The following is a 22,755-nucleotide window of genomic DNA, read 5'->3' as shown; positions in this document are numbered from 1 at the left end:
AGTCGTCAACTTGTCGCGCCAACCAGGTCATCGAGCAAGGAGCCACCCCGTGTCCGATCCGAACAAGGCAAGCAAGCGCAAGCAGATGGAAGCGGCCGGCGCTGCGTCCCGCACGGTCATGGTGTACGGCTGCGACTCGCTGGGGCAGCCGGACAGCCACCTTGGCACCACCATGGCCAATATCGCGCGCAAGGTGGCCGAGATCGCGGGGATCGGCTACGCCGGCACCTATGATGAAACCGCGCCCGGCCAGCCGCGGCCCTACCTGGTGCCGGCGCAGACGCTGGTCGGGCAGGACCTTGCCGCGCGCCTTGGCGTGCAGGGAAAGGGCGACCTGTTCGGCGGCGTGGTGCCGTACGCGTTCGTCGCCACCAAGGCGATCACGCACGGCCTGGTCGAGCCGGGCGCGGCTGCGCCCGAAGGATGGAGCGACGCTTTCGTGCAGCGTGTGGTCGGCGCCACCCTGCCGGGCTTTACTGCGTTCACCCTTGCCGATGCGCGCACCGCCGGCACGCGCCTGCTGGCACTGGGTCCGGTGCGGCTGAAGGAGCCATGCGGCATCGGCGGGCTGGGCCAGTGCGTGGTCGACAGCGCGCGCGCGCTGGACGAAGCGCTTGCCGCCATGCCCGCTGCGGTGGTGGAGGCCCACGGCATCGTGGTGGAACGCGACCTCGACGCGCCGCAGACCTATAGCGTCGGCCAGGTGGAATTGGCCGGGCTGCGCGCCAGCTATTGCGGCACGCAGGGTCTGACGCAGAACAACCGTGGCCAGAAGGTCTACGGCGGCTCGACGCTGACGGTGGTGCGCGGCGGTTTCGACACGCTGCTGGAGCAGCCGTTCGACGCACGGACGCTGGCCGCGGTGCGCGCGGCGATGGTGTACCACGATGCCGCGCTGTCCTGCTATGGCGGCATGGTGCTGACCCGCTGCAACTACGACGTGGCCTTCGGCCCGGCCGCTGGTCCCGACGCCGACCGCGAGCAGGTGCTCGGCGGCGTGCTCGAGCAGTCGTGGCGCGTAGGCGGTGCCACCGGTGCCGAGCTGGCGGCACTGGAGGCGCTGCGCAACGATCCGGACCGCGCCCGCGTGGTCGCATCCACGCGCGAGGTGTATGGCGCCAACGTGCGGGTGCCCGCCGGCGCCGTGATCTATTTCCAGGGAGAGGACCGCCACGTCGGCCCCCTGACCAAGTACGCAAGGCTGGAGCCCGATTCCCATGGCAACCCATGAAGAACTGCTGCAGATCCAGAGCGAGGGCGGCACCATTGCCGGCACCCTCATCAGTCCAGAGACGAAGTTGCCGGGCGTGCTGTTCGTGCACGGCTGGGGCGGCAGCCAGCAGCAATACCTGGCGCGCGCGCGCAAGGTTGCGGGGCTGGGCTGCGTCTGCCTGACCTTCGACCTGACCGGCCACGCCGGCACCAGGTCGCAATACGAGACCGTCACCCGCATGCGCAACCTGGCCGATGTGGTCGCCGCGTACGACACGCTGGTACGGCAGCCGGAAGTCGATCGCAACGCCATCGCGGTGGTGGGCAGCAGCTACGGCGGCTACCTGGCGGCGCTGCTGAGCGCGATGCGCCCGGTGCGCTGGATGGGTTTCCGCGCGCCGGCGCTGTACATGGATTCCGGCTGGGAACTGCCCAAGCGCCAGCTGCACCGCGAACAGGATCTGGTGGCGTACCGGCGCAGCGTGGTCGCGCCCGAAGACAACCGCGCCGTGCGCGCCTGCGCGGAATTCGGCGGCGACGTGCTGGTGATCGAATCCGAGCACGACCAGGTGGTTCCGCACGCCGCGGTGATGAGCTATGTCGACGCCTGCGTGCATGCCAACTCGATGACCTACCGCGTGATCAAGGGCGCCGACCATGGGCTGACCGAGGAGGAGAGCCAGCGCGCGTACAGCAGCCTGCTGGTCAACTGGCTGCGCGAGATGATCACCGTGGCGCGCGCCGGCCCGGTCAGCGCCGACAGTGCCTTGCAGCCCAAGCCGCCACGCGCGGCGCCGGAGCCCGACGGCGATGCTGCCGGCATGGGCGGGGAGCTGCCCTCGCCAGCCCCGGCCAGTGCCGGATAGTGCCGGATAGTGCCCGGATAGTGCCCGGATAGTGCCGGCCCCGGAACGCAACGCGCATGGACAGCATCCTCACCGCCACCGAGCCCGCCGCGACGCTTGACGCCGTGCTGCGCGATGCCGGCCTGCGCTATGTCGACGACAGCAGCCCTGGCATTACCCGGTGCCGCCAGGGCAGCGGCTTCAGCTATATCGATCCCGATGGCGAACGCGTGCGCGACGCAACCACGCTGGCCCGCATTGCCGCGCTGGCCATCCCTCCGGCGTACGAGTCGGTGTGGATCTGCCCGGATGCGCGCGGCCACCTGCAGGCCACGGGGCGAGACGCGCGCGGGCGCAAGCAGTACGTCTACCACCCCGAATGGGCGGCACTGCGCGATTCAGACAAGTACGCGCGCCTGCCAGCCTTCGGCGCGGTGCTGCCACGGCTGCGCGCCCGTGCCGCGCGCGACCTGGGCCGCAACGGCATGCCGCGTGAAAAGGTCGTGGCGGCGGTGGTGGTGCTGCTCGATGCCACGCTGGTGCGGGTGGGCTCGCCGCGCTACGCGCAGCAGAACCGCACCTATGGCCTGACCACGCTGCGGCGCCGGCATGTGACCGTGCGCGGCAGCCGGCTGCGCTTCCAGTTCACCGGCAAGAGCGGCATCACCCACGACGTCTCGGTCAACGACCCGCGCCTGGCGCGCGTCGTGCGCAACTGCGCCGACCTGCCGGGCCAGCGGCTGTTCAAGTACCGGGACAGCGACGGCGAGATCCGCGAGATCGGCTCGGCCGACGTGAATGCCTACCTGAAGGAGGCGACGGGCGGCGAATTCACCGCCAAGGATTTCCGCACCTGGGCCGGCAGCGTGCATGCGCTGGCAATCCTGCGCAAGCTGCCGGAAGCCGCCAGCGAAACCGCGCGCAAGAAGGCCGTGGCCGACGCGATCCGGGAGGTGGCGCGACAGCTGCGCAATACCATGGCGGTTTGCCGCAAGTGCTATGTGCATCCCGGCGTCATCGAGGCTTACCTGTGCGGTGTGCTCGAAGCCGGCGGAAAGGCGCCGACGGTGGCCAGGCTGCGCGCTGACGAAGCCCGCTTGCTGCATTTGCTGCAAGCGGTGCGGCGCGATGACTGAGCGGCCAATTGCCGGGCATCGGGCCGGCCGTCGGGCCGGGGCGTCAGCCGCCACCGGGCTTCAGCACCGCAGCGGACCGATATAGCCGGGCAGTTCGCGCGCACCCGCGGCATGCGCCAGGCGGAACGCGCGCGTCAGGGCGTCGGCGAAGTGATGCGCCGTGTCGAACGGACCCGGCACATTGCGGCGGAAATAATCGGCCCAGCGGAAATCCGGGTAGGCGGTCTTGACCTTGCGATAGCCCCCGGCGAGCTGCACGAATGCTTCAAGACTGCGGTAGGGGTCGTCGCGCATGTCGTGGACGGCCACGGGCAGCTCGGTCAGCGGCCGGCGGCGGCCGTGCTCGTCATAGGGGTGGACCAGGTGGTTGGTGACCATGTAGCGCCAGAACGCCGGCACGTCGAGGTCGCTGACATCGGCGCGGACAATGCCGGGCACGTGGCTCAGGCCGAGGTCGTGCCAGGCGCGCACCCAGTGGTGATGGTCGACCACGTAGAGGCCCTGTTCCGGCCCGATTATCAGGTGGACGCGGTGCCGGTCCAAGAACGCTGCGCGGTGCTCGGGCGGCACGCGGCGCGTTGCGTGGACCTTTTGCGCGACGTGGTAGCCGCCGACAGTGATCTGGGTCGGGTGCAGCGCGTCCAGGGGCACCATCAGCTTGGCACCACGACGAAGTTTGCGGGGATGGCGTGGCATATCGGCGCGGCGCGGCCAGGCGCTTCTTAGACGCGCCGCGCCGGATGACTGGCGCTCAGCTCTTGTTCAGCGTGCGCTCCGGCGACGTGCCGGTATCCGCCGCGCTGCCGGCAGTGTCTTCGCCACCAACCTCGGAGCCCGCGGCCCATGCCGAGCCCTGGCCGCCTTGCCCGCGTTCCACGCGCAGCCGGTTGTCGACCTCGGTCACGCCGAACACCGCATCGGCGATTTCCTCGATGACATACTTCTCGCGGCGCTCGCGCACGGTGCCGTCCAGCGTGACCACGCCGTTGGCGACTTCCACGCTGACTTCGCCGACATCGATGTAGGGATTCATGGCGAGGCGCTCGCAGACGTCCTCGCGCACCCGCTCATCCGAGCGGCGGTAGCCCTTGGGGCCGGTCATGCGCCTGCCGGCTTGCTGGCTGCGCTGGCTCCATCCCTGCGCGGCCGCCTGCTGGCCAAAGGCCCGGCTGCGGCGATAGCCGTAGTCGTCCGGGTAGACCCGCTGCCCGCCGCTGAATGACTGGCCGCCGCTGGCGGAATCGCCATAGTAGCCGCTGCCATAGCTCGGCTCGCCGCCGCGCTGGCCGCGGTCGCGCTCCATGCCTTCGCGCCAGTGCATGGCGCGGCCGCCGCGCTCGCCACGTTGGCCCCGCTCATCGCGCTCATCGCGCTCATCGCGCTCGCCGCCACGGCCGCGCGGCCCGAAGCGGTCTTCGTCGCGGTAACCATAGCCCGATTCGCGCTCCTGGGCGGGATAGCCGCTGTCTTGCGCCGACGGACGGTAGCCGCCGTAGCCGCTGCTGTAAGGATGGCCGGTGCCGCCGGCATCCGATGCGCCATAGCCCGGCTGGCCCCAGCTGCCGCGGCCCTGGCCGGAGGGCGTGTCCTGCTGGTACCACGGACCGCCGTGGCGCGCGGATTCGCTGCCGCGGCGTTCATCGCCACGTTCGTTGCCGTACTGGCCACCCGAGCGGCCGCGGCTTTCGCCGCGCCACTCGCCGCGGCCCTCGCGCTCGTCACTGCGCTCGTCACCGCGCCAGTCTTCGCCCCATTCCTGGCCCCAGTCTTCCGAGCCGCTGCCCCGGCTCTCGTCGCGCCGGCCCGCTTGCTGGCGCTGGCCCTGATTTCCGCCGCGGCTGCCGCGGTCGTTGCGGAAGTTGAACATTGCTTGCCTCCTGGCTGAATGGTCCGGCTGGGCCGTTGCCTGCGCAAAGCTGGCTGCGGCGCCGGGCCGTTGAAGTGCGGTGGTTTCCGCAGGGTTTCCGCAGGGGAAAGCCGCAAAATCCGTGCCCCTTCGCTGCCGCGCCCGCACGCCGCCGCGGGCGTGGCACCGCTGTAAGGATTGCCGGGCGATGTAACGGTTACGGGCGGCTGCGACGTCACCGCAGTTGGCGCGGCGCGCTGCGGGGGCAGCATGCCGGGTGCCTCCCAGCGGCATGGAACTTGCGCGGCACGCGCAAGGGCCAGCGCGCCCTCCACAGACAGGAGTCAGCCATGTCCACACCGAAGAGCGTCCCACCCCAGCACCAGGACCGCCAACCCGGGCTGGAAGCGCCCATGCGGCCGCAGCCGGACAGCGGCGCGGACGACTACGTCGGCAGCGGCCGCCTGCAAGGGCGCGTGGCGCTGATCACCGGCGGCGACAGCGGCATCGGCCGCGCCATAGCGGTGGCTTTTGCGCGCGAAGGCGCTGACATTGTCATTGCCTACCTCGACGAGCATGCCGACGCCCGCGAAGCCGTCGAACTGGTCGAAGCCTCCGGACGCAAGTGCCTCGCCGTCGCGGGCGATCTTGCCGACCGCAGCCATGCCGAGGGGGTTGCGCGCCAGACGCTGCAGCAATTCGGCAAGCTCGATATCCTGGTCAACAACGCCGCCGAGCAGCATCCCGAGAAGTCCCTGGAAGACGTCGAAGAAAGCCAGGTCGAGGCCACCTTCCGCACCAATGTCTTTGCGATGTTTCACCTGACGCGCGCAGTGCTGCCGCACATGAAGGCGGGCGCGTCGATCCTGAACACCACGTCGGTGACTGCGTATCGCGGCAGCAAGCATCTGCTCGACTACTCCGCGACCAAGGGCGCGATCGTGTCGTTCACGCGCTCGCTCGCGCTGCAGGTGGTTGAACGCGGCATCCGCGTCAATGGTGTTGCGCCGGGCCCGATCTGGACCCCGCTGATCCCGTCCACCTTTACAGCGGAGGAAGTCGCCGAGTTCGGCAAGAAGACGCCGATGGGCCGGCCGGGGCAGCCATTCGAAGTGGCGGCGGGCTTCGTGTTTCTGGCCTCGGATGCGGCCAGCTATATCACGGGGCAGATCCTGCACATCAACGGCGGCGAGGTCGTCAACGGCTGAACCAGCCGCGCATGTAGTTCGGGCGCTGCGCTTGCAAAAATTGCACGTGCCGCGCGCCGCCTCGGCCGCCAGCGTGCAGGTCCGGCGCGGGCGTGGCTCTTGCAAGCGGCGAAACTACCGCATCCATTCATCGATACAGGGAGCCACCATGTCACCGATCGTAGCGGGTCGCTTCGACTCCATCGCCAGCGCCGAAGAGGCGGCGCGGATCCTGTTCGCGCGGGGTTTTTCGGTATGGGACGTTTCCATCATGTCGGTACGGCCGCAAGGCGAGGTGCAGGCCGGGACGCAAGCCGAGACCCACACCGACAATAGCGCCGGCAACGTGATGCTGGCCGCCTGCGTCGGCAATGGGCTGTCGTCGGTTGCGGTGGACGTGCTGCGCGAAGCCGGCGCGAGCCACCTCGAGCGTGCGCAGGGCTGCTGGGAATGCGGGCAGTGGACCGACTTCGACCCGAACGTGCACGGCGAGCCGGTGCAGGACGTTGAAGGCGAATACTGGCCACGGCCGCTGGCACGGGAGTCGGTCGCCGAGCAGTCCACCGGCAACGAAGACCCGGGCAGCGAGCTGGAGCATTTCGTCAACCAGAAGCGTGCCGAACACGACTGAGCGGCGCGACCGCGCCATTCCCCGGAACGGCAACGCCATTGCCGAACTCGCGCGCCTGCGCCCTACGCAACTCACGCTGGGCTATGCCCACGTCAGCCAAAAAAAAGAAGTCACACAGCGCCACGCGGATCGCAACGACGGCGAGGCGCTGCGGCGCTTCATGCGCAGGCACCGCATCAAGACCATTGCGGGCCCCGGCGGCAGCCTCTATATCGTCGATCATCATCACTGGGCGCGCGCCTGGCTGGAGCTGGGATACCAATGGGGGCCGGTGCGCATCCTGCGCGACCTGAGCGCACTGAGTCCGTCCGCGTTCTGGAAGCGCATGCGCCAGCTCAACCACGTCCATCCATATGACGAGCACGGCGAGCTACACGGCCCCAGGGCGCTGCCGCCCACGGTGATGGGGATGCTCGACGACCCGTACCGCAGCCTGGCGGCATTTGCGCGCATGGCGGGCGCCTACCGCAAGCCGGGCAATGCCTATGGGGATTTCCGCTGGGCCGGCTTCCTGCGCGAGCGCGTGGTGCAGGATCATGACAGCATCGCCGGCTTCGGACTGGCGCTGGCCGAATCGATCAGGCTAGCGCGCAGTTCCCAGGCCAGGGAGCTGCCAGGATTTTGCGGCGGACCTGCAAACAGCAAGAAAGGGAAAGGCTGAAACGGCGCGGCGAGGGAGCGCTGAGATTCGCGCCCGTGGCGCGTCGTCCCCGCGCGAGCGGGAACGACGGGGTGCGTGAACGCGTCAGCGTTCCGATTTGTGCTTTGGCAGCTTCTTGGTCTTGGTCGATGCCATCTTGTCGAGTTCTTTCTCGCTCATCGACTTGTACATCGAACGCGAAGCGCCCTTCAGCGATCCGGCCTTGGTTTCCCCGCGCTTGGCGGAGAGCGCCGCTCCAGCGGCCTGCTGTTGCGCCTTCGATTTGGCTGGCATGTCAGTCTCCTGGATAGGGTGAAGGAAAAACGGGCGATGCGGCAGACAGGCCCGGCGTGAGCAGCGATGCCGCTCATGCCGGGCCTGCCTGCCGCCGTTGCCCGCTGGACGGCCGGGACGCTATATCCGGCCGAGAACCACGAGCAGCAGCACAATCAGGACGATCAAGCCCAGGCCGCCGCTTGGCCAGTAGCCCCAGCCGGAACTGTACGGCCAGGCCGGCAGGGCGCCGACCAGCAGCAGGACAAGAATGATCAGAAGAATAGTGCCGATTCCCATGGCGTGCTCCTTGTTCGTGGATCGGGGAAGCCGGGGGCTTCCGTACCGAAGCGGCCCGCGCATCTGAAAGGCCACTGCTCAAGGTTCAGCCTACGTCAAGGCTCGCCTGCGTCCCCCCGGGCAGGGACTGATAACGGTGTAGGAATCGGACGACGCCGTGCGCGATGCGCCTTTGGCGCGCTGCACACGGCTCGTGCAGCACATTGGCGCCGTTGTGGGCGCGCTCAGCCCGCTTCGGTCAGGCCGTGCTCGACCGCGTAGACTGCCACCTGCACGCGGCTGGCGAGGTTGAGCTTCTTCAGGATGTTCTGCACGTGGATCTTCACTGTGCTTTCGGCCACGCCGAGATCGCGCGCGATCTCCTTGTTGCTTTCGCCGCGTGCCAGCCCCTGCACGATCTCGCGCTCGCGCGCGGTCAGGCGCGGCGCGTCGTCGTGGCGCGCCGCGCCGGCGGGAGTCGGCGTGCGGAACTGCGCCACCAGCTTGGCCGTCATGCTGTCGGAGATCACCGGCTCGCCCGCGGCGGCGCGGCGGATGCCGGCGATCAGCGCCTCGGTCTCGATGTTCTTGATCAGGTAGCCGCGCGCACCGCTGCGCAGCGCGGCGGCCAGCTCCTCGGCCTCTTCGGACACGGTCAGCACGATCACCGCGGTCTGCGGCAGGTCTTCCACCAGCAGCTGCAGCGCCTCCAGCCCGGACAGGCCGGGCATGTTGAGGTCCAGCAGGATCACGTCGGGGCGATGCTGCTTGGCGCGCTTGATGCCCTCCACGCCGTCGGCGGCTTCGTCGACGATCTCGAAGTCGGTCTGTCGCTGCAGCAGCGCGCGGATGCCGGAGCGGAACAGGGTATGGTCGTCGATCAGCAGGATGCGGATGGTCATGGCTGGGTCTCTGTGTTCTGTGGGGCGCGGCGCGGCAGCACCAGTTCGATGCGCACGCCACGGCCGGGGGCCGCCTGCACATGCAGCTGGGCGCCCAGGCGCGCGGCGCGCTCGCGCATGATGTTCAGGCCGATATGCGCGTCGGCGCGCGTGGCGGGTTCGGCAGGATCGAAGCCTTCGCCGTCGTCCTCAACCACCAGGCGGAAGTCGCGGCCGTGGCTGAGCGCCACCGTCACGTGCGCGGCCAGCGCATGCTTGCGCACGTTGGAGAGCGCTTCCTGCAGGATGAAGAGCACCTGCAGCTGCTGTTCCGGCGCCAGCGGCCGGCCGCCGGCGCCGTTGCCGTCGGCATGCTCGTCGATGGTGAGCGTGGCTTCGGTGCGGCACTGGCGGCGGAAGCGCGCCACGGTGTCTTCCACTGCCGGGCGCAGTTCGCCGCCGCCCAGGCGCGAGCGGAAATTGTTGAGCAGCTCGCGCACGTCCTGGTAGCTCTCCTCCACGCCGTGGCGCAGCATCGGCACGATCTCGCGGGTCTCGGCGAGGTCGTCGCGCGCGACCGCGTCGTCAAGCAGTTGCACCTGCAGGTTCAGGTAGTTCAGCCCCTGCGCAATGCTGTCGTGCAGGCCCTGCGCCACCAGATTGCGTTCTTCCACCACCGCCAGCTGGCGCGCCGTCGCCGACAGCCGCAAGTGCTCCAGCGCCGTGCCCAGGTGCTGGCCCAGTGTTTCGAGCAGTTGCCGGTCGGAGGCGGGCAGCGCGCGCGGGGCGCGGAAATGCAGCGCGAACACGCCGGTGGCGCCGCGCTGGCTTTCGATGCGGAAGGCCGCCAGCGCGCGGAAGCCGTTGCGCGCGCACGGCGTGCCGTCCTCCATGGCCGTGGCGCCCTGCCTGCCGTCCTGCATGCCGCGCAGGTCGGTGATGGTAATCACGGCCTCGCGCGTCGCGTCGCCGCAGTGGCAGGCATCGGCGGCGGCGCACGACGCGGCCTCGGCCAGCGCCGCGGGCAGGCCCGCGCTGGCCAGCAGGTGCATGCGGTTGTGGCGTGGGTCGAGCACGCGCACGCTGCCGCCCTCGGCGTCGAACTGGCGCATCACGCGCGCCAGGAAGCCGCGCGCCATGGTGTCGGCGTCGCGGGCCTGGTTCAGGAACGCCGCCATGTCGTACAGCTCCTCCAGGTCGCGGTTCTGGCGTTCCAGCTCGGCGGTCTTCTGCGCCACGCGAGTCTCCAGGTCGTGATACAGGCTTTGCAGTTCGCCGGCCATGCGGTTGAAGCCTTCGCTGAGGGTGCCGAACTCGTCGCGCGTCTCCACCGGCAGGCGCAGCGAGAACTCGCGCGCGGCCATGCGCCGCAGGCCGTCCTGCAGCCGCAGCACCGGCAGGATGATCCACAGGTAGAGCAGGTAGATCACGGCCACGGTGCCCACGCAGGCCATCAGCGCCAGCGCCGTCTGCGACAGCCGCAGCAGGTCGGTCTTGCGCGCGCTGTCGTGCTCGATCATGCCGACCAGCTTGTCGGCCTGCGCCACGAAGCCCGGCAGCGCGGCGATATAGCGCGCCGGCGCGGTGCTGTCGGTGCCGGCCATGGCGATCGGGCGCAGCTGGGTGTGCCAGTCCTGCGTCACGCGCGCGAGCTGGGCGTGGATGGCGGGTTCGTCGGGCAGGAACAGCGGGCGCGACGGGTTGCCGCGGCGCAGCTGCGCCAGCGTGCCGTCCAGCGCCTGCACCTGCATCGCCAGCGCATTGCCGCGCTGCGCGTGCGCCAGCGTCAGCTCGATCGCGACCCGGTTGGCGCGCATGCGCAGGCTGCCGGCGTCATTGATGGCGGCGCCGGCGCCTTCGAGCTTCCAGGACAGCCACAGCGTGCCGGAGATCATGCCGAGGACGACCAGCAGAACGGCCAGCGACAGCGAGATGATGCGCGTGGAAAGGCGGTGGCGCAGCGGGGTGGCGGCCTGCGCTTCGGCCGGGGGATCGGCCGGGGGATCGGCCGATAGATCGGTGTAAGGCATGGTTCGGTATCGGGGGCTACCTGTCAGGGGAACGCCGGCGTACTGTCAGTCGCGTCAGTCGCGCGCGCGTCTCGAAGGCAATTCTCCACGTGACAGGCGCTGCACTACCTGCGCCAGATCAACAAAACGCGAGGTCGGCCAATTCGCATGTGCGCCCGGGATCGCATTGCTCGTCCGCAGTCAAGCGTGATGGCGATGAATACGACGCTACAGCATGTCACGTTGTGATATATCGACACGCCAGTCCCCTTACACCGGCTATTGGCGCCCGACTTATTCCCGATCAAATCCCCACGCCGGGCCGCGCCCTAGCATCCGGTCAATACCGGTCCGGAGAATCCACACCATGTCTGATGGCATCGACACCCTGGTGCAGCAGCACCGCAGTTGCGACGCCGCGCTGGCACGCCTGGAAGGCGCGCTGCGCGAAGCCGGCTGGACAGGGGCCGCCGCGGCCTTCGCCGAGCTGGAGACCGCGCTGGCCGGCAATTTCGGCGCGGAAGAGGCACGGCTGTTCCCCGCCTTCGAGCAGGCCACCGGCATGGCCGGCGGCCCGACCGCCGTGATGCGACAAGAACACGACGAAGTGCGCGCGCTGGTGGACAACGTGCGCGAATGGCTGTCGCTGCGCGACGCCAATGCGCTCGCGGCCGAGACCGACACGCTGGTGGTGCTGCTGCAGCAGCACAACATCAAGGAAGAGAATGTGCTGTTCCCGATGTGCCGCGCGCACGTGCCGGGGCTCGACGCCGTGCTCGACGGCATTGCCTAGCGCTGGCGAGGCAGGGCAACCCAGATGAAGGCCGCCAACCTCGATTACGAGCGCGCGCCGCGTCCCGCGGTGGTGTTCGGTTGCCTGGTGCCGGCGCCGTGGCTGGGCGCCGCGGCAGGGTTGCTGCTCGCGGCGGGGCCCGCCGGCGGCTTGCCGGACCGCTTTGCGCCGCTGGCGATGGTGGCGGTCCATGTGCTCGCGCTGGGCATGCTGATGCCGGTGATGGTGGGCGCGTTGTTCCAGATGATGCCGGTGGTGGCGGGCGTGGCCGTGCCGGGTGCCGGCGTGCTGGCACCGTTTGTCGCCGTGGCCGGTGCCGGCGTGGCCGCCGGGCTGGGCTTCGGGCTGCTTGGCGGCATGCCGCAAGGCATGCAGGCCGCCGCCGCGGCCGGCCTGCTGCTGTTGCTTGCCGGCGCGCTGCTGCTCATTGCCGGACGGCGCGTGGCCGCGGTCGACGCCACCACGCGCACGCTGGCCGGCATCGGCGCGCCGCTGCTGGCCGCGGTGCTGTGCGGCATCGCGCTTGCCGGCACCTTCGGCGGCTGGTGGCAGGTGCCGGTGGCGCCGGTGCTCGACATGCATATGGCCTGGGCGCTGGGCGGATGGCTGGCCGCACTGGTGGCCGGCGTGGCCACCACCGTGTTGCCGATGTTCTGGCAGACGCGGCGCCTGCCCGCTGCGCTGGCGCGTGGCCTGCCGATGGCGCACTGGGTGCCGCTGGCGCTGTTCAGCGGCGCAACCCTGCTATGGCCCGGCCAGCCTGCCCTGGGCCAGGCGGTGCTGCTGGCGTGGCTGGCGTTCGTCGCCGTGGTGGCCGCGTTCGGGCTGGCCGGCACCCTGCGCGCGCGGCGCCGCCAGGACCCGCTGTGGCTGCTGTGGCCGGTGGCCTGCGCCAGCATGCTGGGCGCGGCCGTGCTGGGCGCGGCGGCGATCGTGTGGCCCGCATCGGCTGCACCGCTGGCGTGGTGGGCCGGCACCATGGCGCTCATCGGCACCGGCGTGCTGCCGGTCACCGCGATGCTCGGCAAGATCGTGCCGTTCCTGGTCTGGCTGCACTTGCGCCGGCTGCTGCCGCCGCGCGCGCGCGTGCCGGCCATGCAGGCCATCATCGTGCCCGCCCGGCAGCGCCGCCAGGCGTGGCTGCTGCTGGCGGCCTACCTGCTGCTGCTGGTGCTGCCGCTGGCGCCGGTGCCGCTGGCCCGCGCCGGCGGCCTGCTGCTTGCCGCGGCCAATGCCTGGCTCGGCTGGCAATTGTTGTCCGCGTTGCGCTGCATGCGGCAGATGCGCCGCAGTGGCGGCCTGCCGCCGCGCCATGCGGCCTGGAATGCTGAACGCAGTCATGCCGAAGGAGGTCATCACCATGGGTGAAGCCATCAACCTGGAAGCGCTGCCGTTGTTCCGCGGCGTCGATGCGGCCGTGGTGGCGCAGTTGCGCGCCGCGGCCACGCTGCGCTGCCTGCGCAAGGGCGAATACCTGTTCCGTGGCGGCGAGCCGTGCGCCGGCCTCTATATCGTGGCGGAGGGCCTGCTCAAGCTGGCGCTGCAGCCGCCCGCCGGCGACGAGGCCGCCTGCGAGCGCGCCATCGAAGTATTCGGCCCGGGCGCGGCCTTCGGCGAAGACCTGCTCTGCCTGGACGTGCCGGGGCGCATGGCCTGCCAGGCGCAGACGCGCACGCTGGTGCTGCAGATCGGCAAGGCGGCGCTGTGGCAGGCCGTCATGCAGGAGCCGCTGCTGGCCGCGCAGCTGTTGCGCAACCTGTCGGGCCGGCTGCATGGGCTGATGCGCGACATCGAGGCGATCAGCCTGCAGACCGCGCTGCAGCGCGTGGCTGGCTTCCTGCGCGAGCAGGCGTTTGCCACGCGGCGCACCTGGCTGGCCTGCACGCAGCGCGTGATTGCGTCAAAGCTGGGGATTACGCCCGAGACCCTGTCGCGCGTGATGCACAGGTTCTGCGCCGAGCGGCTGGTGCGGATCGAGCGCGGCAAGATCTACCTGATCGATCCGGATGGGTTGGCGCGCCAGGCCGGCGTGGAGGAGCCGGCGGTGGCCTGAATGTCGGCACGTCAGGCACGTCAGGCACGTCCGGTGCCGCGTGCCGGGGATCCGGACGCGGCACGCAGGCTCAGGCCGTAGCGGCCACCTTGGCAGAAGCCAGCGCCGCTGGCTTTTCCCCTGTCATCAGGTAGTGGATCAGCTCGGCCACCGGGCGGATCGCCTCGCCGAACGGCAGCGCGCCCCTGCCGCGGAAGAACAGCCCGCGTTCCACGTCGCCACGTACCGCCTGCGCGAGCTTGAGGTCGATGCAGAACTGGCCGATGCGCGCAATGCCGTCGCGCAGGCCGCACGATTGCAGGCAATCGAACCCTTCCAGGCACTCTCGTACCTTGGCGCGGCGCTGCAGCCTGGCTTCGCTCGACAGGTAGCGCGACAGCCACGGCGTCAGCACCGCGCGCGCCGGCAGGCCGGCCACGCTGGTGAACTCGCGCAGCGTCTCGGGCCGCGCCGTGGCCAGCACCTGCTTGAAGGCCGGATGCGCATCGCATTCCTCGGTGACGGCAAAGGCGGTGCCGAGCTGCACCGCGGCGGCGCCCTCGTTGAGCCAGTGGCGCACCTTGGCATGGCTGTCGATGCCGCCGGCGAGAATCAGCGGGATGCTGTCCCATGCCAGCCCCAGCGACTGGAACAGGTCGCGGCACTCGGCCAGCACGCGCGAGAACGAAAAGCGCGGCTCGGACAGGTCCTGGATGGTGGCGGCGCCAAGGTGGCCGCCGGCATGGGCCGGGTGCTCGACCACGATGGCATCGGGCAGGCGGCCCTTCTTCATCCAGCGGCGCAGCACCAGGCCGATGCCGCGGGATTCCGACAGGATCGGGATCAGCGCCACCCCGGGGTGGCCGGCGGCCAGCTCGGGCAGGTCCAGCGGCAGCCCTGCGCCCATCACGATGGCATCGGCGCCGCTTTCGCACGCCTGGCGCACCAGCGAGGCATGCGAGCCCACCGCCTTCATCACGTTGACCGCGATCAGCCCGCGGCCTTCCGACAGCGTGCGCGCGGCGCGGATCTCGCGGTCGAGCGCCTCGAGGTTGGCGGCTTCGATGCCCGCCTTGTCGCGCACGCCGCGGGTGCGCGCCATCAGGTCGGGATGGTGGTGGCGCAGGTCGATGCTGGCGATGGTGCCCACGCCGTTCTCGCGTGCCACTGCGCCGGCAAGCCGGTGCGCCGAGATGCCGATGCCCATGCCGCCCTGCACGATGGGCAACAGGCGGCGGCCGGCCAGCTTCAGCCAGTGTTCGTTCATAAAAGGGATCTCCGGAAGGTGAATCGCGTGTGGCCGGCAGCCGGCCTGGCGCGGGGGGTGACTGGCGAAGCGTGGCACAGCGGAAAGCCCCTGCGTTTGCCGCAGGTCAAGCCCACGGGCGCTGCCTGCCATCGGCCTACGCCGACCGGCATACGCCGGCGCCAGCCATGTGCCGTTGGTGCGGGTTTGCGCGCGATCAAGCCCCTTGCGCCAGCGCGTGGCTAGCATCGGCCGCTGTCTTTGTCCTGTTTTTTGTCCTGTTTTCCCACACCATGACAACTGCCTCTACTGGCCCGGATGCGGCCACCGTCGCGCCTGCCTGCGCGCCACGCCGGCCCCAGCTGGTTGCGCCCGCCGGCTCGCTGGCGGCGCTGCGCATGGCGCTGCAGCACGGCGCCGACGCGGTCTACCTGGGCCTGCGCGATGCCACCAATGCGCGCAACTTCGGCGGCCTGAACTTTACCGAGGCCGACATCCGCACCGGCGTCGCCGAAGCCCACGCCCGCGGCGCCGAAGTGCTGTTCGCGATCAACACCTTCGCGCAGATGGGTGCGGTGCCGCAGTGGCACCGCGCCGTCGACGCCGCGGCGGAACTGGGTGCCGACGCGGTCATCATGGCCGACGCCGGCCTGATGGGCTACGCCTGCGAGCGCCATCCGCGGCTGCGCCTGCACCTGTCGGTGCAGGGCTCGGCCACGCATGCCGATGCCATCGAGCTGATGCGCGAGCGCTTCAATATCCGCCGCGTGGTGCTGCCGCGCGTGCTGTCGCTGGCGCAGATCGGCAAGCTGGCGCGGCAGACCAGCGTCGAGCTGGAAGTATTCGGCTTCGGCAGCCTGTGCGTGATGGCCGAAGGGCGCTGCCTGCTGTCGTCGTACGCGACCGGGGACTCGCCCAACAACAAGGGGGTCTGCTCGCCCGCGCACGCGGTGCGCTGGACCGAGCAGGACGGCACCATGCAGGCGCGCCTGTCAGGCATCCTGATCGACAGCTACGCGCCCGGCGAGCCGGCCGGCTATCCGACCTTGTGCAAGGGCCGCTTCGAGGTGGAGGGCGAGCGCGGCTACGTGCTGGAAGAGCCCACCAGCCTCAATGCGCTGTCCCTGCTGCCGGCGCTGGTCGGCATGGGCATCGCTGCGATCAAGATCGAAGGCCGGCAGCGCAGCCCGCGCTACGTCGCCGATGTGGTCGGCGTGCTGCGCGCCGCCATCGACGACGCCTGCGGCGATCCCGCACGCTTTGCGCCGCGCCAGGAGTGGCAGGCCACGCTGGGCCGCCATGCCGAGGGCGACCAGGTGACCCAGGGCGCCTACGACCGGCCATGGCGGTGACGCGGATGGACGCGACCAGCCTAAATCGCCCCGTCGATCCCCCCGCCACCCTTGCCACGATGGAACCTGCCATGCCCGATACCGCCACGGCGACCGCGCCTCGAGCTGTCTCGCAACATACTGCACCGCAATTCGGCATCGCCCTCGGCCCGCTGCTGTACTACTGGCCGCGCGAGCGCGTGCTGCAGTTCTACGCCGCCGTCGCCGATGCCCCGGTGGACCGCGTCTACCTCGGCGAGACCGTCTGCACGCGGCGCCACGAACTGCGCCACGCGCAGTGGCTGGAGATTGCGCAGATGCTGCGCGATGCCGGCAAGGAGGTGGTGTTGTCCACCCCGGTGCTGGTGGAGTCCGATACCGACATCGCCTGGATGCGCCGCGCCTGCGAGCAGCACGACTACCTGGTCGAGGCCAATGACCTTGGCGCGGTGCGCTGCATGGGCGGGCGGCCTTTCATCGCCGGCCCGCACCTGAACGTCTACCACGCCGACACGCTGGCGTGGCTGTCCGGGCTGGGCGCGGCCGGCTGCGTCGTGCCGGTGGAAATGGACGGCCGCACGCTGGCCGCGCTGGCCGCGGCGCGGCCGGGTGGCGTTGGCGTCGAAACCTTTGTCTGGGGCCGCATGCCGCTGGCGTTCTCGGCGCGCTGCTTCACTGCGCGCCACCATCGGCTGCGCAAGGACAGCTGCGAATTCCGCTGCATGGACTACCCCGACGGCCTGGTCGCCGCCACCGGCGAAGGCCAGGCGTTCTTCACGCTCAACGGCGTGCAGACCCAGAGCGCGACCTGCCTCGACCTGTGCGCCGAGGCGCTCGCCATGGCCGCGATGGGCGTGGACATGCTGCGCGTCAGCCCGCACTCGACCGGCACGCTGGAGGTGGTGCAACAACTGGCGGCGATCCGCGCGGGCGAGCGCGCGCCGGCGCCCAGCGGCATCGCCCCGGCGGGGGCGCAGCCCTGCAACGGCTACTGGCACGGCGGCGCCGGCATTGCGTGGGAGGCACGGGCATGAATGCGAACACAAGCCCATTGCACAAGCTGATGGCCGGCGTGCACCGGCGCATGCCGGCGCGGGCGCGCGCGCTGCCGCTGGTGGCAGCGCTGGAACTGGCGCGGCGCGCCGGCTGGCTGGAGCCGCCGGCCGCGCTGGAAGGCCATGTATTCCTGCTGACGGTGCAGGACCTGGGGCTGGAAGTGCCGTTCCGCTGCGAAGGCGGGTGCTTCCGCACCGCCGGTGCCGGCAGCGGCGAACCCGCGCTGACGCTGCGCGCCGCCGCGGTCGACTACCTGCGGCTGCTCGGCGGCGAGGCCGACACCGACACGCTGTTCTTCCAGCGCAAGCTGGTGATCAGCGGCGACACCGCGCTCGGGCTCGAGGTCAAGTACTGGCTCGATGCGGCGCCGCGGCCGGCGTGGGTCAGCCAGGCGGCGGCGCGGCTGGTGGCGCTGCAGGGCGCGCTGACGGTACGCGCGGGTTAGCCGGCGCCATGTTCTGGCCACGGCTGGTCAGGCCGCTTCGCCATCCACCATGTACCGGTTGCGGCCCGCGCGCTTGGCGCGGTACATCGCGCTGTCGGCGCGGTGCAGCAGCGGCTCCAGCCGCGGCGACTCGGGCACGGCGCAGACCGCGCCCACGCTGATCGTCACCACGGGCTGCACCGGCGTGCCGCGGTGCGCGATGCCAAGCTCGCGCACCGCGGCGACCATGCGGCGCGCCACGTCGCGAGTCTCTTCGCGCGATGCGCCGGGCAGCACCGCCGCGAATTCCTCGCCGCCCAGCCGCGCGCAGAACTGCTCGCCCGTTACCGTGCCGGCCAGCGCGCAGGCGATCTGGCGCAGGCAGTCGTCGCCCGCCAGGTGGCCGTGCAGGTCGTTGTACTGCTTGAACAGGTCGACATCCAGGATCAGCAGCCCCAGCGGCTGGCCGCGCTCATGCGCGCGGGTCACGGCGGCGAGCGACTCGCGCTGGAAGTAGCGCCGGTTGGGGATGCCGGTGAGCGCGTCGACGTCGAGGTCGGCCTGCACCTGCCACAGCTGCTCCTCGGTCTGGCCGAGGCGCGCGGTCAGCGCCAGCTCGCGCGACTGGAAGCGGCTGATGTCGCGCATGAACACCAGGCTGCCGATCTGCCTGCCGTCCAGGCGCTCGACGCGTTCGACAGCCAGCTCGAACGGGGCACCCGGCGGCACGAACGGCGTGGCGGGCGCAAGGCCGGGCGCAGCCTGAGCCGATCCCTGAGCCGGTCCCTGAGCCGATCCCGGCGCCGATTCCAGTGCCGTCTCCCATCCTGCCGGCACCGCGCTGCCGCGGTGCAACTGCGGCCACAGCTGGGCCGCGGCGGGGTTGAATTCCACCACCGCGCCCTTGGCGTCGACGATCACACAGCCCTCGCGCAGCGCGTCGAACACGCGCAGCCGGGCGTAGTGGCCGATATCGTCGAGGTGCGTGCGCAGCGCGCAGAACCACACCAGTACCGCCATCAGCGAAAACGTGGCCGGGGTCAGGTCGCCGCCCAGCGGGCCGGTCCAGCGGTTCAGGTAAGCCACATGGGCAATCAGCGGCAGCGCCAGGCCGCCGGCCAGGATGACGCGGCCGCGGCGCGACAGGGCGTCGTTGGGCACTTCGGCCGTGATCAGGAAAAACCAGCTCAGCGCCAGCAGCGAGTAAGACCAGAAGGCCGCCACGACGTAGCCCGCGCCATGTTCGAACACCGCGCCGGGCGCGACCCCGGGCGGCATCAGCGTAATGCGCGTCCAGACCAGGTGGTGCCGCTCATTGGTGAAGACCAGCACTACTGTCACCACTGCCGCCATCACCGGCAGCCACAGCCGCGACCATGGCACCACGTAGCGCGGGCGGCTCAGGTGCACCATCGCCACCAGCCAGCCGATCGGCACCGCGACGATGCCGATGTACTGGATCTTGGCCCACAGGATGCGCCCGGGCAGGTCGGTCGAACTGATCTCAAGCAGGCGTCCGCCGCTCCAGACCACCGCGCCGAAGGCCAGCACCAGGAACGCCTGGACGGTGGGGTCGTCGCGCCGGGGCCAGGTGGCTATGGCCATGCCGATGCAGCAGACGACGGCGACGGTGAGCAGCAGGACCAGTGGATATGAGGGCATGAACCGGGGCGCGTCCTGAACCAGTCCTGTGTGGAGATCCGCCAGCCGGGACGGCGGGGATGGCGAATCGGGGTGTCATGATCTGCATGATACCGGTGCGCGCGCGTTGTCATGGCAAGCCGCGCAGGAAAAAAATTGGCCGCGGCCAGGCGCGAGCCACCCGGCGCGCAACGCCACGGCGCTCGTGCCGGTTCAGCTCGCGCTCGGACGCGGTGTCTCGCGGATCAGCCAGGAGGGAATGTCGGTGACGGCCTTCGCGCCCGCGGTCCAGTCAGTCAGCGGGCCCTGCATGAACAGGTGGCCCCAGCCATCGATCCACTTCTGCTGGGCGCGGGCCAACAGTTCCAGCATGGCCGAGGCATAGTGCAGCGGCCCGCCCAGCAGCGGCAGCTCGCAGGCGATCTCGCGCGCGTACAGGGTCTCGGGGTCCTGTTCCACCAGCATGCCCACGGCGTCGAAGCGCAGTTCCTCGGCCATGTTGCTGGCAAATTCCAGGTTCAGCTCGGCCATGCGGCGCCAGTTCTCGGCCAGGTCTGCCTGGATGGACTGGAACTGCTGCAGGCTGGCAAAGCCTGCCGTGAAGACGGCAGGGAAGGGCCAGGCGGGCCAGGCAGGCCAGAAGGCTTGCGTTGCGGTCATCATCATGGGCATCTCCGGTACGGGTCCACAGGGCGCGCCACCGCAGGGTGGTGAGGGCACCACATGCATGCTGCACTGCAAACGACGCCTGACTAGCTTAGGCAGGCCAGGCGACCTTTGCCATCCCAATGCCGCCCGCGCCCTCATTTGCCTCCTCACTTGCCAACTTACTTGCAGCCCAGGCGCCTGGCCAGCTTGTGCAGGTTGCTGGCATCGACGCCGAGCTGCCGCGCCGCCTGCGCCCAGTTGCCGCCGTGGGCCTGCAGTGCCTGTTCGATGCACGCGCGCTGGGTCTGGTCGACGGCCTCGCGCAGGCTGGTGCCGGGGACGATCGCTGGCAGTGAGGCGCATGTCGCCTCCGCCAGCGCTGGCGGAGGCGCATCGAGTCCGTCCAGGTCGAGCAGCTCCGTTTCCAGCGTGACGATGTCGTTGCGGCCGGCGCCCCGGCTGACCGCGCGCAGCGCGGCGCGGCTGAGCACGTGCTCGAGCTCGCGCACGTTGCCGGGCCAGCGATAGCGCCGCAGCGCATCCTGCGCCGCCGGCGCCAGGCGCAGGCTGCGCAGGCCCAGGCGGGCGCGGTTCAGTTCCAGGAAGCGCCCGGCCAGCAGCAGCACATCGTTGCCGCGCTCGCGCAGCGGCGGGATCGGGATCGGGTAGACCGACAGCCGGTGGTACAGGTCGGCGCGGAACGAGCCGTCGCGCACATGCTCGCGCAGGTTGCGGTTGGTGGCGGCGATCACGCGCACGTTGACGCGGCGCGGCCGGTCCGAGCCCAGCCGCTGGATCTCGCCGTTCTGCAGCGTGCGCAGCAGCTTGGCCTGGATCGACAGCGGCAGCTCGCCCACTTCATCGAGGAACAGCGTGCCGCCGTCGGCGGCCTCGAAGCGGCCCGGGCGTTCGCCGGTGGCGCCGGAAAAGGCGCCGCGGGCGTGGCCGAACAGCTCGCTCTCGGCCAGCGACTCGGGCAGCGCCGCGCAGTTGACGTGCACCAGCGGCTGCGCGCGCCGGCGCGACTGACGGTGCAGCCGGTGCGCGAACAGCTCCTTGCCGACGCCGGTCTCGCCCAGCAGCAGCACCGGCAGCTCGGTATCGGCAACCACCTCCAGCTCGTGCAGCAGGTTGGCGATGGCCGGACTCTGGCCGACGATCTCGCCGGTGATGTCGCCGGCGCCGGCCGTGCCTTCGTCGGCAACGGGCTTGCCCCGTGCCACCTGCAGCGCCAGGATCTCGGCCTCGAGCCGGGTGGTGCGGATCGCCGCCTCGACCACCACGGTGAGCCGCTGCAGCTCGGCCTGCGCGGCGGCGTCGAAGGTGCCCACGGCGAGCGCATCGAGCGTGAGCACACCCCATGGCTGCCCTTCGACCTCCAGGCTGGTGCCCATGCAGTCATGCACCGGCAGCGGCTCGCCCACGTGCTCGTCGATCAGGCCGTCGTACGGGTCTGGCAGCACGCTGTCGTGATGGAAACAGGTCACGTCGCGCCGCGCCAGGATTGCCGCCAGGCGCGGATGCAGGCCGACGGCGAAGCGCCGGCCCAGCGCGTCGCCGACCAGGCCATCCACCGCCATCGGGCGCAGGTGGTCTTCTTCCAGCCGCAGCAGCGCCACGGCGCCGCAGCGGAAATGCGCCCGCAGGCCGCTGACCAGGCGCTGCAGGCGCACGGCGTGGGGCAGGTCGGCCACCAGGTCGGCCAGCAGCTCGGGAACGATCGCGGAAGTCGTCATGGTGAAAAACACCAGTTGGGGTGATTAGTACCACGAACAGTCTAGGGTATTTAGAACCATCCGTGTGACAACCCTTTGATCTGGAATGGTTTTTTTCAGGCACGCTCCTCGCGTCATGTCATGCGGACGCAACTTCCCACACAGGAGCACCTCATGACCTACCAGGACCAATCGCTCGGCCAGCTGGCCCGCCGCATCCCCGGCGCGACGCGCATCTTCCATGACTACGCGCTCGACTTCTGCTGCGGGGGCAAGCAGACCCTGCGCGATGCCGCGCTCGAAAAAGGCCTCGATGCCGCCGCCATCGACAGCATCGAAGCGCGGCTGCATGCCCTGCACGACGACGCCGCACCCGCCGGACAGGACTGGAACACCGCGACGCCGGCCGTGCTGATCGACCATATTTTGACGCGCTTCCACGCTCGTCACCGCGAGCAGTTGCCCGAACTGATCCGGCTCGCAAGCCGGGTCGAGCAGGTCCACGGCGACCGGCCGGATTGCCCGGTCGGCCTGGCCGACCACCTGGCCGGCATGCTCGGCGAGCTGGAAACCCATATGCAGAAGGAAGAGCAGGTGCTGTTCCCGATGCTGACGCGCGGCATGCAGGCCGCCGCCGGCCGCCCGATCGCGGTGATGCGCATGGAGCATGACGACCATGGCGTGGCGCTGCAGCGGGTAGCCGACCTGACCAACGACATCACGCTGCCGCGCGCGGCCTGCAATACCTGGCGCGCGCTTTACCTGGGCCTGCGCGCGCTGCGCGAAGACCTGATGGAACACATCCACCTGGAAAACAACGTGCTGTTCGAGAACGCCGCAGTGGCCGCCACGGTGGCCGCCACCGTGCCAGCCACCGGTTGCGGCTGCGCGGGCCACGCCTGAGCCGCGCACCAGCCATCACAACCAAAC

The 22,755-nt window shown here is 70.3% G+C and carries 23 protein-coding genes; 13 read left to right on the top strand and 10 right to left on the bottom strand.

Translation table 11 applies throughout. The annotated features are described in order from the left end of the window. Positions 1-49: 49 nt before the first annotated feature. From IPF36_RS21845 to IPF36_RS21835, 3 genes are read left to right on the top strand one after another with little or no spacing between them, the layout of a single operon-like run. Entirely contained in the window at positions 50-1,231 is a 1,182-nt protein-coding gene (locus tag IPF36_RS21845; protein WP_133095993.1) for a DUF3182 family protein, read from the top strand. Continuing rightward, positions 1,218-2,078: a S9 family peptidase gene (locus tag IPF36_RS21840; protein ID WP_195430212.1), complete on the top strand. Its 861-nt coding sequence runs from the start codon at positions 1,218-1,220 to the stop codon at positions 2,076-2,078. The genes IPF36_RS21845 and IPF36_RS21840 overlap by 14 nt, the downstream gene beginning before the upstream one ends. Positions 2,079-2,134: 56 nt before the next feature. Then, positions 2,135-3,193 carry a DNA topoisomerase IB gene (locus IPF36_RS21835; protein ID WP_133095991.1) on the top strand — a complete coding sequence of 353 codons (1,059 nt, stop codon included), beginning with the start codon at positions 2,135-2,137 and terminating at the stop codon, positions 3,191-3,193. Positions 3,194-3,253: 60 nt separating this feature from the next. On the opposite strand, the gene IPF36_RS21830 is transcribed toward IPF36_RS21835, so the two are convergent. Together IPF36_RS21830 and IPF36_RS21825 are read right to left on the bottom strand one after the other, a co-directional pair. After that, entirely contained in the window at positions 3,254-3,889 is a 636-nt protein-coding gene (locus IPF36_RS21830) for a ParB-like protein (RefSeq protein WP_135703251.1), read from the bottom strand. A 55-nt stretch (positions 3,890-3,944) separates the two neighbouring features. Next, positions 3,945-5,060, bottom strand: coding sequence for a BON domain-containing protein (locus IPF36_RS21825; protein WP_195430209.1), 1,116 nt, complete (start codon positions 5,058-5,060; stop codon positions 3,945-3,947). A 329-nt stretch (positions 5,061-5,389) separates the two neighbouring features. On the opposite strand from IPF36_RS21825, the gene IPF36_RS21820 reads away from it, so the two are divergent. The 3 genes from IPF36_RS21820 (at position 5,390) to IPF36_RS21810 (ending at position 7,518) form a co-directional block, all read left to right on the top strand. Next, a complete protein-coding gene (locus IPF36_RS21820; protein ID WP_135703249.1) occupies positions 5,390-6,247 on the top strand; it encodes an SDR family oxidoreductase in 858 nt (285 codons plus the stop codon). Between the two features lie 148 nt (positions 6,248-6,395). Beyond that, a complete protein-coding gene (locus IPF36_RS34805; RefSeq protein ID WP_135703248.1) occupies positions 6,396-6,857 on the top strand; it encodes a hypothetical protein in 462 nt (153 codons plus the stop codon). After that, entirely contained in the window at positions 6,841-7,518 is a 678-nt protein-coding gene (locus IPF36_RS21810) for a ParB/Srx family N-terminal domain-containing protein (protein ID WP_240745845.1), read from the top strand. Before IPF36_RS34805 ends, IPF36_RS21810 begins: the two co-directional genes overlap by 17 nt. An 84-nt stretch (positions 7,519-7,602) precedes the next feature. Here the strand turns inward: IPF36_RS21810 and IPF36_RS21805 are convergent, their stop codons facing one another. The 4 genes from IPF36_RS21805 to IPF36_RS21790 form a co-directional block, all read right to left on the bottom strand. Further along, the gene (locus tag IPF36_RS21805) at positions 7,603-7,791 is read right to left on the bottom strand and encodes a DUF3008 family protein (protein WP_133095986.1); all 189 of its coding nucleotides are present in this window, start codon (positions 7,789-7,791) and stop codon (positions 7,603-7,605) included. 120 nt (positions 7,792-7,911) lie between these two features. Next, on the bottom strand, positions 7,912-8,070 hold the full coding sequence (locus IPF36_RS21800) for a DUF3309 family protein (RefSeq protein ID WP_133095985.1): 159 nt from the start codon (positions 8,068-8,070) through the stop codon (positions 7,912-7,914). A 224-nt stretch (positions 8,071-8,294) separates the two neighbouring features. After that, positions 8,295-8,951 carry a response regulator transcription factor gene (locus IPF36_RS21795; protein WP_133095984.1) on the bottom strand — a complete coding sequence of 219 codons (657 nt, stop codon included), beginning with the start codon at positions 8,949-8,951 and terminating at the stop codon, positions 8,295-8,297. Next, entirely contained in the window at positions 8,948-10,960 is a 2,013-nt protein-coding gene (locus IPF36_RS21790; RefSeq protein WP_135703247.1) for a type IV pili methyl-accepting chemotaxis transducer N-terminal domain-containing protein, read from the bottom strand. The genes IPF36_RS21795 and IPF36_RS21790 overlap by 4 nt, the downstream gene beginning before the upstream one ends. A 346-nt stretch (positions 10,961-11,306) precedes the next feature. Here IPF36_RS21790 and IPF36_RS21785 point away from each other — a divergent pair, with 346 nt between their 5' ends. From IPF36_RS21785 to IPF36_RS21775, 3 genes are read left to right on the top strand one after another with little or no spacing between them, the layout of a single operon-like run. Then, positions 11,307-11,732, top strand: coding sequence for a hemerythrin domain-containing protein (locus tag IPF36_RS21785; RefSeq protein WP_195430206.1), 426 nt, complete (start codon positions 11,307-11,309; stop codon positions 11,730-11,732). Between the two features lie 24 nt (positions 11,733-11,756). Then, positions 11,757-13,100 (top strand): hypothetical protein, encoded by a 1,344-nt coding sequence (locus tag IPF36_RS21780; RefSeq protein ID WP_195430204.1) that lies wholly within the window; start codon positions 11,757-11,759, stop codon positions 13,098-13,100. Beyond that, on the top strand, positions 13,072-13,785 hold the full coding sequence (locus IPF36_RS21775; RefSeq protein WP_255519866.1) for a Crp/Fnr family transcriptional regulator: 714 nt from the start codon (positions 13,072-13,074) through the stop codon (positions 13,783-13,785). The genes IPF36_RS21780 and IPF36_RS21775 overlap by 29 nt, the downstream gene beginning before the upstream one ends. Before the next feature lie 70 nt (positions 13,786-13,855). Here the strand turns inward: IPF36_RS21775 and IPF36_RS21770 are convergent, their stop codons facing one another. Then, complete coding sequence (locus tag IPF36_RS21770) at positions 13,856-15,031, bottom strand: nitronate monooxygenase family protein (RefSeq protein WP_133095979.1); 1,176 nt, start codon at positions 15,029-15,031, stop codon at positions 13,856-13,858. Between the two features lie 377 nt (positions 15,032-15,408). On the opposite strand from IPF36_RS21770, the gene IPF36_RS21765 reads away from it, so the two are divergent. The 3 genes from IPF36_RS21765 (at position 15,409) to IPF36_RS21755 (ending at position 17,842) form a co-directional block, all read left to right on the top strand. Continuing rightward, entirely contained in the window at positions 15,409-16,362 is a 954-nt protein-coding gene (locus tag IPF36_RS21765) for a peptidase U32 family protein (RefSeq protein ID WP_133096051.1), read from the top strand. A 71-nt stretch (positions 16,363-16,433) separates the two neighbouring features. Next, complete coding sequence (locus IPF36_RS21760) at positions 16,434-17,375, top strand: U32 family peptidase (RefSeq protein ID WP_135703245.1); 942 nt, start codon at positions 16,434-16,436, stop codon at positions 17,373-17,375. Then, entirely contained in the window at positions 17,372-17,842 is a 471-nt protein-coding gene (locus IPF36_RS21755; protein ID WP_135703244.1) for an SCP2 domain-containing protein, read from the top strand. The genes IPF36_RS21760 and IPF36_RS21755 overlap by 4 nt, the downstream gene beginning before the upstream one ends. Positions 17,843-17,869: 27 nt before the next feature. Here IPF36_RS21755 and IPF36_RS21750 read toward each other — a convergent pair whose 3' ends face one another. From IPF36_RS21750 to norR, 3 genes are all read right to left on the bottom strand, one after another. Continuing rightward, entirely contained in the window at positions 17,870-19,483 is a 1,614-nt protein-coding gene (locus IPF36_RS21750) for a histidine kinase N-terminal 7TM domain-containing protein (protein WP_195430201.1), read from the bottom strand. 192 nt (positions 19,484-19,675) lie between these two features. Further along, positions 19,676-20,128, bottom strand: a complete 453-nt coding sequence (locus tag IPF36_RS21745) for a polyhydroxyalkanoate granule-associated phasin (RefSeq protein ID WP_240745844.1) — start codon at positions 20,126-20,128, stop codon at positions 19,676-19,678. Between the two features lie 161 nt (positions 20,129-20,289). Continuing rightward, positions 20,290-21,846 (bottom strand): nitric oxide reductase transcriptional regulator NorR, encoded by a 1,557-nt coding sequence (gene norR, locus IPF36_RS21740; protein WP_135703242.1) that lies wholly within the window; start codon positions 21,844-21,846, stop codon positions 20,290-20,292. A 153-nt stretch (positions 21,847-21,999) separates the two neighbouring features. On the opposite strand from norR, the gene ytfE reads away from it, so the two are divergent. Next, positions 22,000-22,728, top strand: coding sequence for an iron-sulfur cluster repair protein YtfE (gene ytfE / locus IPF36_RS21735; protein ID WP_195430182.1), 729 nt, complete (start codon positions 22,000-22,002; stop codon positions 22,726-22,728). Positions 22,729-22,755: the final 27 nt, after the last annotated feature.

Source organism: Cupriavidus sp. IK-TO18, assembly GCF_015549295.1.
Classification (GTDB): Bacteria; Pseudomonadota; Gammaproteobacteria; order Burkholderiales; family Burkholderiaceae; genus Cupriavidus; species Cupriavidus oxalaticus_A.
Note: the sequence above shows the minus strand (reverse complement) of the source record. Positions and strands in the feature narration are given on the sequence as shown.

Coding starts and splice junctions, on each gene's coding strand:
- IPF36_RS21840 (WP_195430212.1), top strand. CDS start 1,218: ATGGCAACCCATGAAGAACTGCTGCAGATCCAGAGCGAGGGCGGCACC.
- IPF36_RS21835 (WP_133095991.1), top strand. CDS start 2,135: ATGGACAGCATCCTCACCGCCACCGAGCCCGCCGCGACGCTTGACGCC.
- IPF36_RS21830 (WP_135703251.1), bottom strand. CDS start 3,889: ATGCCACGCCATCCCCGCAAACTTCGTCGTGGTGCCAAGCTGATGGTG.
- IPF36_RS21825 (WP_195430209.1), bottom strand. CDS start 5,060: ATGTTCAACTTCCGCAACGACCGCGGCAGCCGCGGCGGAAATCAGGGC.
- IPF36_RS21820 (WP_135703249.1), top strand. CDS start 5,390: ATGTCCACACCGAAGAGCGTCCCACCCCAGCACCAGGACCGCCAACCC.
- IPF36_RS34805 (WP_135703248.1), top strand. CDS start 6,396: ATGTCACCGATCGTAGCGGGTCGCTTCGACTCCATCGCCAGCGCCGAA.
- IPF36_RS21805 (WP_133095986.1), bottom strand. CDS start 7,791: ATGCCAGCCAAATCGAAGGCGCAACAGCAGGCCGCTGGAGCGGCGCTC.
- IPF36_RS21800 (WP_133095985.1), bottom strand. CDS start 8,070: ATGGGAATCGGCACTATTCTTCTGATCATTCTTGTCCTGCTGCTGGTC.
- IPF36_RS21795 (WP_133095984.1), bottom strand. CDS start 8,951: ATGACCATCCGCATCCTGCTGATCGACGACCATACCCTGTTCCGCTCC.
- IPF36_RS21790 (WP_135703247.1), bottom strand. CDS start 10,960: ATGCCTTACACCGATCTATCGGCCGATCCCCCGGCCGATCCCCCGGCC.
- IPF36_RS21785 (WP_195430206.1), top strand. CDS start 11,307: ATGTCTGATGGCATCGACACCCTGGTGCAGCAGCACCGCAGTTGCGAC.
- IPF36_RS21780 (WP_195430204.1), top strand. CDS start 11,757: ATGAAGGCCGCCAACCTCGATTACGAGCGCGCGCCGCGTCCCGCGGTG.
- IPF36_RS21775 (WP_255519866.1), top strand. CDS start 13,072: ATGCCGAAGGAGGTCATCACCATGGGTGAAGCCATCAACCTGGAAGCG.
- IPF36_RS21770 (WP_133095979.1), bottom strand. CDS start 15,031: ATGAACGAACACTGGCTGAAGCTGGCCGGCCGCCGCCTGTTGCCCATC.
- IPF36_RS21765 (WP_133096051.1), top strand. CDS start 15,409: ATGGCGCTGCAGCACGGCGCCGACGCGGTCTACCTGGGCCTGCGCGAT.
- IPF36_RS21760 (WP_135703245.1), top strand. CDS start 16,434: ATGCCCGATACCGCCACGGCGACCGCGCCTCGAGCTGTCTCGCAACAT.
- IPF36_RS21755 (WP_135703244.1), top strand. CDS start 17,372: ATGAATGCGAACACAAGCCCATTGCACAAGCTGATGGCCGGCGTGCAC.
- IPF36_RS21750 (WP_195430201.1), bottom strand. CDS start 19,483: ATGCCCTCATATCCACTGGTCCTGCTGCTCACCGTCGCCGTCGTCTGC.
- IPF36_RS21745 (WP_240745844.1), bottom strand. CDS start 20,128: ATGATGATGACCGCAACGCAAGCCTTCTGGCCTGCCTGGCCCGCCTGG.
- norR (WP_135703242.1), bottom strand. CDS start 21,846: ATGACGACTTCCGCGATCGTTCCCGAGCTGCTGGCCGACCTGGTGGCC.
- ytfE (WP_195430182.1), top strand. CDS start 22,000: ATGACCTACCAGGACCAATCGCTCGGCCAGCTGGCCCGCCGCATCCCC.